The sequence below is a fragment of the Bacteroides sp. FSHCM14E1 genome, from assembly GCF_019633785.1.
In the GTDB taxonomy this organism is placed as follows: Bacteria; Bacteroidota; Bacteroidia; order Bacteroidales; family Bacteroidaceae; genus Bacteroides; species Bacteroides hominis.
On sequence record NZ_JADKYL010000008.1, the window covers coordinates 149806 to 165803 of the forward strand.

The window sequence follows — 15998 nt, forward strand, 5'->3', positions numbered from 1 at the left end:
TTTATTTATGCTGCAATCACCTGACTGATAAGTTTTACATAATCAATAAGCGATTTTGGACTATCACGGAAAATGGTGGTAAACTTATTGAATGGCGGTTGTTGTAATACCACAGTGGCAATATCGCCATTCTCACATACATAGCGGATGAGTGTACGCAGATACTCCTCTTGCATACGGGTTAGTTCCGCACCATGAATCAATGCACGATATTTCTCTAATGCTGCTTCCTGTTCTATACCAATGATGGAACGGATGAAAGCAGCCACGTTATGCTGATAAGGCTTTGTTTTTGTTTGTGCATCAAATTCTTCTTTGGATCCTAATTCTTCCCAGAAAATTTGTTCCAATCGAGCAATGTCCTGTTCAGACAACGGTTCAAGGTGGTATATCTTCTGCAAAGTGTCATCGTCTGACAGATGTTCTTTGAGGTAGTCCTCCACCCTGCGGCGATAGGTACGGATAGGGGTTATATTAACACCTGAATTATCTTCTTCAAAGGTATCCGTTACATTGATGGTAAATGTTTGTCCTGCCGTGCCGCCATCCAAGTATTGGATAAGCTCACGAAGCTCCCGTCTGATGCGTTCAAGCGAGCCAAGACTTTTAGATTCCCAGAAATGAGCGGACAGCACCTCGTTCAGCACATCCATCTTGGCCATCACTTGCGGAATGGAGGCTTTCTTCTCTTTGAGATAACCGGCTATATCCATTATTTTCCGCTCAGATGATGTGGAGTTGACCGTTTCATCAACCAATGCAAGTTGAGATTTAAGTACAAGAGCGTCAAACTTTAAAGCAGAAGTGTCTGTCGTTGCATTTTTGAATAAAGGTGAGATATTTCCTTTCATTGCCGCCACATCACCAAGAGTCAAACAGGTCATAGCTTCCGGCATGGCGTATGTTTCTACAGCTCTCAGTTGAAGGCGCACATCAATCCGATTTCTGTTCAGTTCGGCTACCTGCTTGTGTAATATGTCGGCAAGGTTGTCGTGAAAAGCCTTTGATTCCTCCTTACTTTGATACGCTCCATCCTGTAAGACGAATTTAATATCCGTGCGAAGATTAAAAAGCAGGCTTACGATGGATTGCGATTTGGTGGGCTTGGCACCTTCGGGGTTCATCTCAAAATATTCAAAGTTTCGATAGAAGTCGAAGATTAAAAATTCTTCCTTATCTCTGCCTTCGCCAAACAGGTTCTCACACAGACGTGTGCCTCTGCCTATCATCTGCCAGAACTTTATCTTGGAGTGGATAGGTTTGAAGAAAACCAAGTTTACGATTTCAGGCACATCAATGCCCGTGTCGAGCATATCTACAGATACGGCAATTTGTGGTTGCTTTTCTGCATCAGCAAACTTGTCAATCAGATCGGATGAATACTTTTCATAATTATCAATCACTCGGCAGAAATCCGCTCCTAAGTCGGGATAAAGGGCTGCAAACCGTTCTGCTATGAATACGGCGTGCTTGTGGTTGTAGGCAAATATGATGGTTTTACCTATCATGGTATCGTCCTTCACACGGATGCCGTCGTTCATCAGCCTGTTTAGCACATGGTCAACGGTATCTTGGTTGAAGATGTATTTGAATATCTCCACTGCATTGATTTTGCGGCTGTATGGCTCATCCGGCTCCAGCCCCGCCTTCATCTTCTCATACTCGAAAATCTCTTCCAACTGTTCCCGCTCTTCCGGGGTAAGTTGTTCAGGGTCAATTCCTGTGGTCAGAATCTTTGAGTTGTCTTTTATTGCTCTGAATGGGTTCAGATAACCATCTGCTACCGCTTCGTCATATTCGTAGCTGTCGGTCGGTTCGCCCTGCTCCATGCCGAACAGGTCGTATGTAGAGCGGTCAACTTCATCACGTGGAGTTGCCGTCAGTCCTAAGAGCAGGCTATCGAAATACTCAAAGATTGCTCCATATTTACCGAACACACTGCGGTGTGCTTCGTCAATGATGATAAGGTCAAATCTGCCCAACGAGAAAGTCTTGGAGTCCCTGTCCAGATGTCCTATCATGGTCTGATAAGTGGAGAAGAGAATACGTGCCGATATGTCCACATCGCTGTCACGCAAGGAACTGACCGTCATGTTGGGCAATAACTTTGTGTAATTCTTTTTTGCCTGATTGACCAGTTCGATACGGTCGGCAAGGAACAGCACGTTCTTCACCCAGTTATTTCGCACCAATACATCCACAAGCGAAATACTGACACGTGTCTTTCCCGTTCCAGTAGCCATCACTAATAGGGCACGGCGATGCTTGTCATTATAATGCTTGCAGACAGATTCGATTACTCGTTTCTGATAGTTGCGGTTGGTTATCTTGTCCGAAATCTGTAAATCGGTAATGTCGTTGCGTCCACGTTGCGCTATCATTCTGCGCAACTCGTCAATGGTATGGAATCCCATCACTTTGCGCGACGGATAACCAATGCCGTCTATTAAGTGAGTTTCAAAACCATTGGTATAATAGATAACCGGACGAGAACAAGTGTAGCGTGTTGCCAGACAGTCGGCATACAATTCCGCTTGGTGGCGACCTACTGTCGCATCTACACTGGTGCGTTTGGCTTCCACTACTGCCAGTGGTGTTCCGTCTGCATCAAACAGTACATAGTCCGCATATCCAACACCGCTCTCATTGGGCATACCCTGTACTTCTATCTCTATTCCGGCTTGACGGGGGATGATTTCACCTTTATGTTCAGAAACTTTCCAATCTGCTTCGTGAAGCAACAGGTCGATATACAATTTCCGGGTTTCCGCTTCCGATGGGTCGTTTACAACAGGTTGGGCTTCCACTGTTGCAGGTTGCGCCTCGGAGCTTTCTTCTACCGCTTTTGCGGCTCTGTCGGCTGCTTGTGTGGTAGCTGCTTGGGCTTGGTCTGGTTGAGGAACAACGGCAAGGTTGCTTGGTTGAGGTGATTGGGGTATCAGGTCTTTGTTAAAGTCCGGCAATGTGTCAATCACCTGCCAAGCTAATAGGATGGAGCCAATGATGTAATATAGATTTAGTACAGCAAAGAAAGACTCTCTACGCCCAACAAATCCATCATTGGCGTGTGCTGCATTGTTTCCGATTTTACGCACATAGTGAATGCGTTTCATCAGGTCTTCGCTATCTATAAATGCCGTAAATCGTTCATCGGTGGTAAGCGAAAGCAATGAGGTACGTTCGCCTATTTGCCATCCTTTCAGTCGATAAACGGTCTTGACCATTGTTTCCAGCGCAAGCCGTGCCTGCATGGCTGAGACCATCGGATTAGCTACTTGAAAATCCTCTGCTGTGACGCAATAACGATAAATTGTTCTTAATCCGTCAATGTCTTTTATGATGTCGAAATTCCTCATGACTCAATCATTTTATAAATTCCCAATAGCCATCTTTATCTGAACCGATTCGCTGAATGACCGTTCCATTCAACTTCTTGATATGTCGTGCAACAGTGGCACGACCGACATTCAGGAGTTTGGCGTACTCATCGTATGTATATTCTGGGTGTTCTTTAATGGCTGCAATGAGCCGGGCTGTGGTGTCTTTAGGCGTTGCAGTATCATTTACAGTATCACTTTTCGCTTTTGCAGTATCATCCATGCTTTGTTGATACTGTAAAATCCGATTTTCAAGATTGGTAGTATGCTGCGTAAGCATTACATCTTGAACAATGGTGCTGTCTTCCTGCTCCCTACTGTCAATCAAAGCCTGAATGTATTCGCCTTTAGCATCTTTGGTAACAATAGACGGGATAAGACCCAACTGTCGTTGTACGATGTTCATCAGCAATCGGGTAGTACGCCCGTTGCCGTCAACCCACGGATGAATGGTGACGAGGCGGAAGTGCGCTTCAAAACTCAACCGATAACATGCCGCCATATCGTTTCTATCCACAGATGCCAGTTCCCCGTTTAACCAATCGCAGAAGTCTGCTGTTGCTTTAGGTATTTTCTGAAATGCCAGATAACTTCTGCCTCCTATTCCGGCACTTACATTGCAGCGTCGCAATTCTCCTTTGGAGGAATCAAAACTGCCACCCATCGTGGAGTATTCCGAACCTGTACGGCGCATGACTTTGGCAGACAATTCGCATAAAAGTTCAACAGAGTATGGTTGTCCTGTTTTCGCCCATTCAAAGCCATAGAGGTATGCGTTTTTCAAGTCCACATTCATCATCTGCTCGTTCAGGCTTCTTCCTTTGGCTGCAATTCCCTCGTCAAACAACAACTGGTTTTCTACTTCGGTAACAGTAGAACCCTCGATAGCCGTAGAATGAGTAATAAGAGAGTACAGGTAGAATTTTTCATAATCCACCTGCTGGTCTATCCCCGAAGCTGTATATCGGCTGATGGTTTCTATCAGTTTCTTATCAATCTCTTTCATACCGTTGTCTTGTTTTAAGAGAAATAATATTGCATTCGTTCTGCCATCAGGGTCTCGGTTTCGGCTAATTGGTCGCGGATTAGTTCTTTTTGCTTTTCGATGGCTTCGACTTGGCTGACGAAGTGTTGCTGAAGTTTAATGGGAGGCACTATCATATCAAACTTTCTAATCATAGCAATTGAGAGGTATGCAATAGTACTTCCATTTTGTGCTTTCTCAATTTGATTCTTGAACAAAGACGATTGAAACATAAATCCAAGAAAGGCAGATAAAACAGTTGACTTAAGATTTTTCAGCCATGTAATCATCCCATCTTGAAAATAGAAGCAATCTTCGTCCTTTACGATATAGCATAACCCTAACGTTCCTCTTGATGTTATTAATAAATCGCTTTCATTTGGAACTAATTTTTGGGATTTTAATTCCTCGTATTTAGCCTGCGAGATAAATATTCCAGTATCGCTATATCCATATTCAATCAAATTAGGAAAATCACTAATTTTATAAAATGGAATACCTGATTTTGTTTGTTCGGATTGGTATATTCTTTTGCTAGAAGTGACTTCACTTATTTCTCCTATCTTCATAATCTCCCATCCTTTCGGATTAGTTACAGGGTCGCCAAACATATCAAGGAAGATAGATTGAGCGAGGGCATCAAGGTCGGTAATCTGCGTTTTGTAGCCGTCAATCATTTCTTGCACTGCATCCAATTCTGATGCGATTGTTTGTTGCTCAACAAGTGTTGGAATGACAATTTGCACTTTTTGCAAATTGGCTCTTGTTATTTGAGGTTGCGCAGCCCCTGTAATGACTTTACTATAATCAATAGCAGATACAGCTTTCCCTAAAAAAGCAAAATCTAATAGATTTTCTTCTTTAGGGTGAACCACCATTGCATTACCATTAATCCATGAGAATGGTTTACTTATATTTATTGTTCCACAAGTCGCTCCACGACAAGTAATAAGCACTTCTGGAAATTTATGATTATATTCATTGTATTTGCCAATAACTCCATTAGCACCATATACAAGATATTTGCCATTAGAGTCCAAACAACTTGTTGCTATTGTTTTAGGTTGATAAAGATTGCATACCTCACCTAAAAAAATCTTTTGCCACTTTGATTTATCCACTCTCATACCCTACGAATTTAGCAGTTTCTTAAACTCAGCAAAGGCTGCGTCAATAGCCTTCTGTCTTTCCTCCATTCGAGCGATAATAGTTTCCGGTGCTTCATATTCAATAACTTCACGCTCCACTTCGTGATAACGCTTATAACTAAGGTCGTAGCCATTGGCACGAATTTCATCGGCAGTGACAAAAAATGACTGTTCTTTGCGACTGCGGTCGGTTTCCGCTTCGAGGTTATGGAAACGGGAGATTATATCAGGTATGTCATTTTGTTCAGGCTGAGGAGTGCGCTGCGTGGTGAGTGAGAATCCATCGGCACGCATATCGTAAAACCAAACCTTGTCAGTACCGCCTGTACCTGTCTTAGTAAAGATGATGATAGCGGTAGAGACTCCGCTATAAGGTTGGAACACACCGGAGGGCATCGTGATGACGGCTTGCATACAGTGCTTATCCACTAATGCGGAACGTATAGTCTTATAGGCTTGCGCATCACCTGTGAGAACCGTGTCCGGTACAATGGAAGCACACCGTCCGCCCGACTGAAGCATCCGCATCATCAAGGCAAGAAACAGCAACTCCGTTTTCTTGGTCTTGACAGCCGCTTTCAGCGTGTGCGCTATGTCGTCAGTGTCAAGGCTACCTGCAAACGGAGGATTGGCAAGGCAAAGGGTATAGCGGTTTGTATCGTTGTTCTCGTCAGACAGCGAGTTACGATAATACAGATTAGGCTCGTCTACATCGTGAAGCATCATGTTCATGCAACCGATGCGGAGCATGGAAGCGTCCGAATCCGAACCGTGAAATATCTCTTTGCGGAAACGGTCTCCCTCTCCTATATTAAGCAAATCATCACTCTGATGCTCTGTGATAAATTTGGCTGCTTCCATAATAAAACCCGCAGAACCCATTGCCGGGTCGCAGATGGTATCATTAAGAGTGGGTCGCATCAGTTCCACCATCATGCGGATGATATGGCGAGGGGTGCGGAATTGTCCGTTTGTACCCGATGCTGCCATGATGCCGAGCATATACTCATACACATCACCCATCATGTCAGCCCCATCGGACGTGATATTTTCAATACCTTCGATGACACGCGATAGCAGGCGAGCATTGGTAATTTGGAAAACAGTGTCTTCCATTGCCTTTCTATAAGCCGAACCCTCTTTCCCAACATGACGCAAAAAGATAAACACATCGTTGCGCACCCTATCCAACATTTTGGTCGGCTCCATTTCTTTGAATACGTGCCAACGCATTTCGTGGTAGGGTACATCTTTGTCGGTGGATGGATTGCGCCACACTCCTTCGGGGAATGTTGGGTTAAGCAAAACATCGCCCGTAAGATTTGCTATCGATTCCTTTTCACGTTGCTTGTCGTCAAGCATCTTCATAAAGAGCAGATAAGTTATCTGTTCAAAGATTGCCGATGGTTGGGTAAAGCCATTGTTCCAGAATGTTTGCCATACATCATCCACCTTTTGTTTTATATCGCCTGTAATCATATTGTTCTTATGCTAATTTTGTTTCTACTTTTTTACAATCTCTTAAATTGTGGCGTATGCGAATTAGGTTCAGTCTGTGGTAAATTGACTTTTAGCATTACGGGCATTGGAAAATCTACTCCCATAAGTATAGCCTCTCCTGCACCTAATACTGGTAAATACGCCAATGTTGATTTATTTGCAGCAGAACAAGCACTTTCTACCGCTTCTTTGTCTTTATGATTTATTAATCGGTGAACTAAAAAAGTACCCATTTGGCTTAAAGTTCCCAATGGAATATCTCTTGGCATTTGTGTTGCCAAGCAAAGGAATAAGCCATATTTTCTACATTCCTTTGCTATGGAATCAAAAGAATCTAAACGCATGGATTGAAAATATTCATCTTTAACTTCTTTGTTCAGAAATTGGTGCGCTTCATCTGCAAAGAACACAATAGGTTGTGTCTTGAAATCTCCTTTTCTTGCTTTGTTAAGTAAGAATTTAGCTATGGCATTAGCTAATATTTCTCTTGTTTGAAAGTCATAGGGAACATCTTCAAAACCGATACGTAGAATGTGTTTTGACTTGTTGCTTATAAAAGATTCAATTGTCTCACACAAATCTTTTTTAGGCTCTTTTCCTATGCCAAATATTTGCTTAAATGCTTTGTCTGATACCTTACTATATATACGAATAATTAGACTAGCGATGTTGTCACTTGTTCTTTTGTCAACATCTCCCCACATTTCAACATTACTGCCATTACTTTCATATACGGCTTCCTCCTTTAATTGGATTACAAGTTTTGTTAAATCAAATTCAGAATTATCTTCCTCTATTTCTGCCATATATTTCGTTTCAAAATGTCTAAAAGCATCTTTATAATGACATTTTTTTCTAATTATACCGCCTACACACGTTATGAATTTATCTGTAAACTTAGGATGATAAAATTTCCCATCTTCTGGTAATTTTTCGTTTTCCTCTAAACACTTTGCCAATTTAAGTGATTTTATCGCATCTAATAATTTGGGCTGTTGCACTTGTCCCGCAGGTCTGAACAATGCGAACCAATCTCCAACGGATAAACGGGAATAATGAAAGTAGCTATCTTTATTTATAATAGCACTTTCTACATAATCTTTAGAATCAAAACCTGAATATTCTCCAGTAGGATCTATGATAATAGCTTTAGCCTTGGCATTTGAAATTCCTTCAAGTAGTTTACTTGTTGTATAACTCTTGCCTCCTCCAGTAGTTCCAACAATAGCACAATGGCGACCAAACAAAGCGTCCAAAGAGATTTCCACAGGAGTTGTTTTATCTTGTGTCAATACACCAAGTTTCATAAGGCATGGGGCAGTATTTTCTTTTTTTACGCCGAATCGTTTAAAGAAACTTTGTATGAAGTAAGAAGCGCAAACAAATACTTTAGCTCCAATTGGAGGTAGTGTGTTAAGTCCACGCTGTATTTCTTCTGGATTTTCAAAACTAAAAGACAATAGAATTTCAATGTATCCTATGGGATGCATTTCATTAGTTTCAAAAGACTTTTCGCTTAGTTCCAAACGCTCTTTTTCAGGTAATTCTATTCCTTGTATTTTTCCTAAGAATCCCATTTGATGCCCTTCTATTACTACATAGTTGCCTACTAAACCGCCGTGATATAGTTCACCATACTTGAAAAAAGGTTGTAACAAAGCGGAGGAAGGGAAATGTACCTTCACTCCTTGTGGAGTTACTTGATTGATAAAACCAATAAAGTGCTCGTTTACAAATGGATTATAATTAGTTCCCTTCATTGACAATTTTCACTAAACGATATTCATCGGATTGGTCATATATTTTGATGTTTGGATAAGCGTCAACAAATTCTTTAAAAGTTTCATTGACCATCATTATATTACCTCTTTCACCAGCTTCTTTATAGAAAATGTCGCTTTCTATGATACCTGTGTCCCTGTAATTGATAATGATAAGTTGAAAACTTGGATTTTGTTCCAAAGCTTCGTTTATCATGGATAATATGTGCTTGTCACCAAAGCTAAATCCTATAACAACCAATGTAGTATTTTTCATACGTAACGCAGCTTGAAAACGAGTCATCATTTCAAAAAATGGTTGTTCGTAAGAGTGTTCATATTTATTTTCTTGCGGAAAAATCATTAATGAATCTTCTACAGAAATTTCTTCTGCCTTATTTTGGTAAACGTTGTTGCCTCGTTTTTCCCAATCTACCGAACCATGTGGTTTGTATAGGTGGAAAACTCGTGGAACAAAATTGTCCTCGTTCTTAATTCTGCTACCATCACGAATTACGATATCGTAATCAAAATGTCTTCCACTGAATATCCGTGGAATGGAAAAAGAGAATCCATCTATTATTGTATAATTCCCTTTTCGTGCAGCTTGCTCAAATAGGGTGTCATAGTTTAAGGTAAATAACTTTACCCTTGCAATAGAACTTTTTCGTTTAGTAATCTTATTAAGAAATTTTTCATGCACACTGGATGATTCGGAAGATGTTATTTGTAGATTGCAATTATCTTTAATCATCTTCTTTATTTTGCTAACGGTATATGTAATATTCCATTCTTCTTTATCTGTTTTGAAAATCGGTTCTGTGATATAATCTTTTGCTTTTTCTGCTAATGAAAGGACTTTTTCTAGGTTTTTTCTATATTCGTCTTTCTCGTCTTTGTCAGTATATCTGACTTTTTCGCAAAAGGCATCCATATTCTGTTTTCCACCAAGCAAAACCGTAGCATCATCCCATAAATTACACATGAGTTTGCCTTTCTTGTCATTCTCTCCAAAAAGGTAGGAAGAACCTGCACCAGTAAGAAACAAGAGATTCTCAATTTGGTAATTTAGCTTCTTTCCATATTCTTGACGTTTTAATTTGTGGGCGTAGTTTTCTATGTCAGTCGAGATGTTGCCTCCGCTTTTGCGTTTGGCAATAAGCTCTTCTGGAAGTATGGAAACGACTCCATTCTTTATATCAGTGAACGAATCTCCTTCTTTCACTAAATAAAGTGTAAATCCATCTTTTTTTAAAAGACAGATATTTTTAGTTTGTTCTTCTTGCTTCTTCATACTACTCATCTGTCTTTTATTAAATCTTTCACATCAATATTCAATATATCAGCAATTTCAAATAGCACTTCCAAACTTGGTTGCCGTCTGTTGCATACATACGCATTGACTATACAGAAACTCTTGCCGAGTTTCTCGGCCAGCCAAGTTTGTTTGATACCTCTTTCTTCAAGTACCTCTTTTATCCGATTCATAGGTTTATCCATCGCTTTATTTTTTACAAAAGAAATCTATAGTCAAATCAACCATTAATGCAGTTATTGTAACTCCACGCTTTGCTTCATCATTTTTGATAGATGATTTTACAACAGAAGAAATGAAGCTGGTTACTAAATGCAACATCTTGTTGACTGGCTTATCTTCCGGTTTATTGTTAAGTGTTGCATCTATACTTTGTAAAGCTGTAATTGCTGCATTTGCTTTTGAAAAATTTTCATCATCCGGTGCAATAGCTTCCGCAATGCTTACTGCATATTTAGATACCGCAAGTATATCGGCAACTTTCAGTTGTTGTCCATATGGGTTTTGATATAAGACTTCTTCTTGCCTAAATATATGATTAGGCTGATAAAGAATATTTTGCGCATATGTGTAATGGGTTCGATATATATTGCGAATATTAATCTCATTTTGTAAGGCTTTCAAACATCCCACAACATTCATTCGCAATAATGTATCATCTTTGATGTTGTCAATGGAAGTTGGTAATATGTCAGGCAAAATTCCATTAGAGAGCATTTCCTGTTTCGTCTGACTTTGTACCGATTCTGCAAAATAAGGGATGCCTATATAGCCTGTAGCAATATAGTGACTTATCATTTTATTTCTATCTCCCAGCATATACGCTTTATAAAGATTGGAATATGCTATTTCCAATCTTAAAACTTCATTAGCTTGTTGCTGTTCAAGTATGCCTATTGCGTTCATATATTTATTGTTTTTCCGTTTGCAAAGATATAAAATTATCTGCTATATAAAGAGAAAAGGAGAGGAAAAATACCCTCCTTAACCCTAAATCAAATGTCAGACATTCAAATCCTTCATCGCCAATCCATAGTTTTCCTGTCCGAACAGGTCTTGATGGATGAGTTTCAAACCGAGTGTCTGATAATACTTGTAGTCATCACCTTCGGTACAGAGGTACTTGTAACCGTAGCGAGGCATGTACTCCTTGAAGAAGCGAGCCAAGTCTTTCAGGCTTTCGGCTTGGTTCTTCTTGAAATTGCTGCGCACGATGATGATGCTCCAGTCGGGGAAGTTGCCTCTTCCGTTGCTGTACTCCCAGAAACGGATGTAGCAGTCCAAGTCACGCTCACGGATGTTCACACAAAAGCCATTGGCATTTTGCATCACGCTACAACTGTTTCTGTAGCCGAACTTCTCACACAAGTAGAGATTGAAATCAAGAATCAAATCATTTTGTAACATAATTGATTGAATTTAAAAAGTTAATAAAAAGTGGATTATAAATGAAAGCCTCGCTTGCGCTTAGCCTTTTTCTTTTTCATCAGACGGTTGAACTCAGCTTCTTCTGCGGCAGTGGCATCGTATGATGAACTGCCATTCAACAGACCAAGGCCGATACTTGAACCATTGCCGGAGTGGGAAACGCTTTGCTGCACCTCTTCATCATTATGCGTGACCCCTTGTTTGGGGTGTTCAAATGAGGATGCGCAAGCATTCTGCTCCAATCGGTTGTCGATATTCAAGTAGCTGAATTCACGGCTGACTTTTGAGCCGGAGAAAGAAAAAACGTTGTACTCAAACTTGACACCCTGTATTTCTCTTGTAGTCCGGCTGACTTTGAATTTCATATCAATGTCACGGTCAGCAAGAGCTTCTTTCAGTTCATCCCAATTTTGAGCTTTGGGCAACTCCTCTTTCAACGCTTTGTATATCTCGTGTTTTGCCCGGTCGTATGGACGCAAGCGTTCCTCCTTGATATGGTCTTTACCATTGGCAAAGTGCAAGCGGTATTTTGCCGTCAACATCTTACACGCCTTTTCATTTCTGCGGAAGTCGTTCTTGTCGCTAATTGTTTTGCCATCATTATCCACCCGATTGAAAACGATGTGGCAATGCGGATGCTCACGGTCGATATGCCGGGCGATGATGTACTGCGTGTTTTCGATACCCATCAGTTTCATATAGTCGTGGGCGATTTGCAACATCAACACATCATCAGACTTCAAGCGTTCGCTGTCTTCAGGGGAGAAGTTGAGCGAGGTGTGTCCGACAATATTCTTTACCTTGTCATTGAGCAACGCTTGTAATTCAAATTGTTCTGCCATCTGTTCGGGTGTGCCATCCACTCCGGCTGCTTCCAGCAATTTGGATTTCTCCTCTTTCAGGACATAGCGGACACAACCACCGAACGATGTCCCTTTGGTCTGCTTACCTATCATCTTTCAGTTGTTTTATAAGTTGGTTAATACGCAGCGCCATCTCCTCGCATCTTTCGGCAACGGCAAAGAATCCGTAGGTGTTTGCCTGTTTCGCCAACTGGTTGAGGTTGGTACTTTCTCCAATTAACTGACGGATGATGTGGATATGCTCTTTCGTGATTCGTTCACGTACCGTTCCGTTCTCAATGAGCGAACGGATGACTGCGCTTTGAGTCTGCTTGCTCCGTCTGCAAAGCGCACCGAGCCATGCGAATTGGTCGTAAGACAGACGGAGTGTTATCGTATGTTTCTTCTCCATTTTGAATTGCTTTTAGTGAATAATTTGTGACCATCGGGAGCCGCCTCCTCTGACTTTTTGAGGAGCAATTAGTCGGGAAATGTAATACACCGACATTAACTTGCTATAGTAAAAAAGTCTCAAATTCTCTCCCTTTGTTCAAGGTCTGAATCCTCGTTTCTTCGGCGGTGAAACCTTTGGTTGAGGAATGCCTCGTTGTACGCAGATGAGCTTCAAATCAAATGTTTCTATCAGTGTTTTCAAGTTCGGATTCCTCTTAATCATCTGCTGGAGTATGGCTTCATCGGGGCGTACCTTCAACAGGTAATCGGCAATGTCGTACCCCTCTTTCCGTTCGTTTTCGGTTGCGTTGGCTTCCAAATAATCGAACAGTTGCACATCAATTCCATTGCTTTTCATCAACCCGATTTTGCTCTGCCAATAATCGGTCGCTCCCAAATCGGGGAATAATACAACGCTTCTTCCGGTTAGAACGGACTGATTATTGGCATTGAAACAACCGTTCTTTCCACCCGATGCAATCCATAGGAATTGGGGGAGGTAGTAGGAGGCAATGATTGCAGTTTTCTCGCTTTCGACCAATGCCACAGGACGGCTTTTGTCTTCTGAAAGCAAATGCTCACCGAAGAAACATTGCTTCAGATTATAGTCCTCTTTATGTAGTACGGAGTGTACCCATGTGACATGATTGTACGGTTCTTTTATCCGCTTGCCAGTTTCTGGATTGTAAAGCATTATCTTACCTGTACGGACTCTGTTCTGATAATCCATTTGCCAAAATACGGTTGCACCGTCCCAATGCTTGGAAGTGCCAACTTTGTATTTCTCCATCAGTTTCAATGTCTCCGTCTCTCCGAATTGAGCCGATAAGAATTGAAACAGCTTGTTCTCAGGATAGCGTTGTAACGACTGATTGACTATTCCCAAATCAATGTAGGAAGTGGCTATCGGCTCGGCTGTCTTAATAGACGCATAGCTCTGAGAGTTATTTTCGGACAACTTTTCTTTTTCAGATGGATGCCGTTCAAAGTAATCACGGGGTGTGAAATGATAACCGCATTTCTGCTCGTGGTCGCAACGCCCCACGTAATCCGGAAACTGGATTCGCTTCTCCGTATCAATGTACTTGGAGAAACATCTTTTGCGGTGGCAGTTCGGGCAAGTATGCCGGGTGCTGACGCCCTTGTAGGGTTCTAATATGAATCTATGTGTACTCATTGTTTATCTCTTTTTTAGTGTGTCACTTTTGTCGTTATTGTCGTTTTCGCTTGGAAAGTGTCAAAACCGACAAAAATGTCATGGGTTAATCTTTGAATATTCTCCATGCTTCTCTTTGCGGAACAATGTTCCGATATTGTCATTGAGAAAGCGTTGAAATGTCCGCTCTTTCATTCCGTTTTGCTCGGCTATCTGTATTGCTTGAGCGGTGGTAAAGGACGGAGGTAGCAGATTGACTATCGCCTGTTGCTGACTGTTGAGGCCATTTTCATTCAGGATATTTTGTACGCTCAATGCGGATTCCTTGAAATATTCCGTCAGTTTAATGGCTCTCTCCACCGTCAGCAAGTCGATACACGTCTTGTCGCACTCTCCACAAGTCCATCGTGCCAGTTGGATAATCAGGCAGAAGCGAATGATGTATATCTCCAGCTTGCAATAGATGCTCACAATGGTGTCGTTTGTTTCTCGGTCGCATAACTCTGAGAAATGATGCTGCCATTCATAAAGTCTTTTCTTGGCATCCTCTGAAAAGAAAAGAATTTGCGGTTCAATCTCTCCATGCTCATTTAGGCTGCACTCCGATTGTATCAGCTTATCAATGATGTCATTCCATTCTTGCTCTATATCTTTCGGCAGTTCTTTGTCATTCCATCGTGCTTTCTGTTGCAGATTGGGCATCACAAACAGGATGCGGTCGATAAACCCGTTGCTGGAGCGTTCACCTTTAGCCAACTCGTTCAGGATTTTCTTTTGGATAGTACCAATGACCGATATGTACGGACGCTTGATGAAGATGGAACTCTTGGCATTCTTGCGGTCGGATATAGTGGTTTTGGCACTGAACACAGATAGCCAAAATTGTTCTTCCGAACCGTTGTTATAGCGGTTGAAGTTCTTGAACCAAGCGGATAATTCATCGGCCCACAAGCATAGCCCGCGTTTATTCTGCGCATGAATGAGGCTCAACCCTTCGGGCGTTACATCCGAAACCAAGAAGCGTTTGCGGATAGGCTCTTGCGGAAATTGCTCTCCACCGCTTTCAGTACGTTCCTTGCGGCTCATGCTCATCAGCTCATCGTACTTGGCAAGAGCCTTTTCAAATTCCTGATTCTGTCGGTAGTCATAATCAAGAAACGGTTTCATCGCAAAGCTGAGCGGATGGCTTTTGTTAGCTCCCGGTCTTCCAATCAATGCCATATACAGGATGGGGCTTTCCAGCCAGCCTTGTTTGATTTGGGCAAGATGCGTGTTACCTATGCCGATCGCTATTGCCGTAAGGATGGCTGCGGCAATGTAGTCGGTAGGGTAGTTATGACATTCGTGTACCTCACGGATGATGCGTTGTATTTTTGCCGGGAATATGCTGATAGGGAATGCCGTACCGGACAATCTTGTGCTTAAATCAATCGCTTCATCAATGATGGATGCCGGATTAATAGAATATTTACCCATAGTCCAATCCATTAAAATTGTACTGATGATTTGGGCTTGTGGCGAACACCGCTTTGCATATTGGCAAGCATCTCCTCGTATGTCTGCTCAGCAGTCTTTCTTCGTCCGTTCTCAATCCAAGCAAGAAGCTCGTCCTCATAGAAATAGAGTTTCTTGCCTTTCTTGTAAGCCGGAAGTAGCCCTTTGCGTACCAATGTATATATGGTAGGCTTGGCTTTTCGGATGATGTGGCAAGCATCATCAATTTCCACCAATACATGTTTGTCAGATGGCTGTGGCTGGAGTTCCGCTACCATCTTTTTCAACTCGATGACCTGTTCGGTCAGATAACCTACCGCTTCGGGCAGCTTATCAAATGTTACTGTTTCTTTTTGCATACGCCAATCGTTTTTAATTGTTCGACGGCAAAGGAAACAGGTGTTTCAATGGTGGAATCATTCACCAAAATATAACTGAAGAATAACTTTTTGATGGTAATAAGTGATGATTACGAGTAATTTAAGTACCTTTGTGTCATGA

The 15998-nt window shown here is 41.6% G+C and carries 14 protein-coding genes; all 14 read right to left on the reverse strand.

Annotated elements, in window-relative coordinates:
• Positions 1-5: 5 nt before the first annotated feature.
• Complete coding sequence (locus ISX59_RS13650) at positions 6-3356, reverse strand: DEAD/DEAH box helicase family protein (RefSeq protein WP_220575986.1); 3351 nt, start codon at positions 3354-3356, stop codon at positions 6-8.
• 7 nt (positions 3357-3363) lie between these two features.
• A complete protein-coding gene (locus tag ISX59_RS13655; protein WP_042985695.1) occupies positions 3364-4383 on the reverse strand; it encodes a Fic family protein in 1020 nt (339 codons plus the stop codon).
• A 14-nt stretch (positions 4384-4397) separates the two neighbouring features.
• Complete coding sequence (locus ISX59_RS13660; RefSeq protein WP_065538064.1) at positions 4398-5528, reverse strand: restriction endonuclease subunit S; 1131 nt, start codon at positions 5526-5528, stop codon at positions 4398-4400.
• A gap of 3 nt (positions 5529-5531) precedes the next feature.
• A complete protein-coding gene (locus ISX59_RS13665; RefSeq protein ID WP_220575987.1) occupies positions 5532-7028 on the reverse strand; it encodes an N-6 DNA methylase in 1497 nt (498 codons plus the stop codon).
• Positions 7029-7060: 32 nt separating this feature from the next.
• Positions 7061-8809, reverse strand: coding sequence for an ATP-binding protein (locus ISX59_RS13670; RefSeq protein WP_007665821.1), 1749 nt, complete (start codon positions 8807-8809; stop codon positions 7061-7063).
• Positions 8796-10103: an SIR2 family protein gene (locus tag ISX59_RS13675; RefSeq protein ID WP_121736319.1), complete on the reverse strand. Its 1308-nt coding sequence runs from the start codon at positions 10101-10103 to the stop codon at positions 8796-8798. The genes ISX59_RS13670 and ISX59_RS13675 overlap by 14 nt, the downstream gene beginning before the upstream one ends.
• A gap of 5 nt (positions 10104-10108) precedes the next feature.
• Complete coding sequence (locus tag ISX59_RS13680) at positions 10109-10309, reverse strand: helix-turn-helix domain-containing protein (RefSeq protein ID WP_007665817.1); 201 nt, start codon at positions 10307-10309, stop codon at positions 10109-10111.
• 4 nt (positions 10310-10313) lie between these two features.
• The gene (locus ISX59_RS13685) at positions 10314-11030 is read right to left on the reverse strand and encodes a hypothetical protein (RefSeq protein ID WP_098032453.1); all 717 of its coding nucleotides are present in this window, start codon (positions 11028-11030) and stop codon (positions 10314-10316) included.
• 96 nt (positions 11031-11126) lie between these two features.
• The gene (locus ISX59_RS13690; protein WP_098032454.1) at positions 11127-11531 is read right to left on the reverse strand and encodes a hypothetical protein; all 405 of its coding nucleotides are present in this window, start codon (positions 11529-11531) and stop codon (positions 11127-11129) included.
• A 35-nt stretch (positions 11532-11566) separates the two neighbouring features.
• Entirely contained in the window at positions 11567-12508 is a 942-nt protein-coding gene (locus ISX59_RS13695; protein WP_098032455.1) for a relaxase/mobilization nuclease domain-containing protein, read from the reverse strand.
• Positions 12498-12806, reverse strand: a complete 309-nt coding sequence (locus ISX59_RS13700) for a MobC family plasmid mobilization relaxosome protein (protein WP_098032456.1) — start codon at positions 12804-12806, stop codon at positions 12498-12500. The genes ISX59_RS13695 and ISX59_RS13700 overlap by 11 nt, the downstream gene beginning before the upstream one ends.
• Positions 12807-12944: 138 nt before the next feature.
• Positions 12945-14024 carry a DUF6371 domain-containing protein gene (locus ISX59_RS13705; protein ID WP_220575988.1) on the reverse strand — a complete coding sequence of 360 codons (1080 nt, stop codon included), beginning with the start codon at positions 14022-14024 and terminating at the stop codon, positions 12945-12947.
• Between the two features lie 78 nt (positions 14025-14102).
• Entirely contained in the window at positions 14103-15479 is a 1377-nt protein-coding gene (locus ISX59_RS13710) for a DUF3987 domain-containing protein (protein ID WP_098032471.1), read from the reverse strand.
• A gap of 11 nt (positions 15480-15490) precedes the next feature.
• Positions 15491-15856 carry a helix-turn-helix domain-containing protein gene (locus tag ISX59_RS13715; RefSeq protein WP_036633149.1) on the reverse strand — a complete coding sequence of 122 codons (366 nt, stop codon included), beginning with the start codon at positions 15854-15856 and terminating at the stop codon, positions 15491-15493.
• Positions 15857-15998 lie beyond the last annotated feature (142 nt).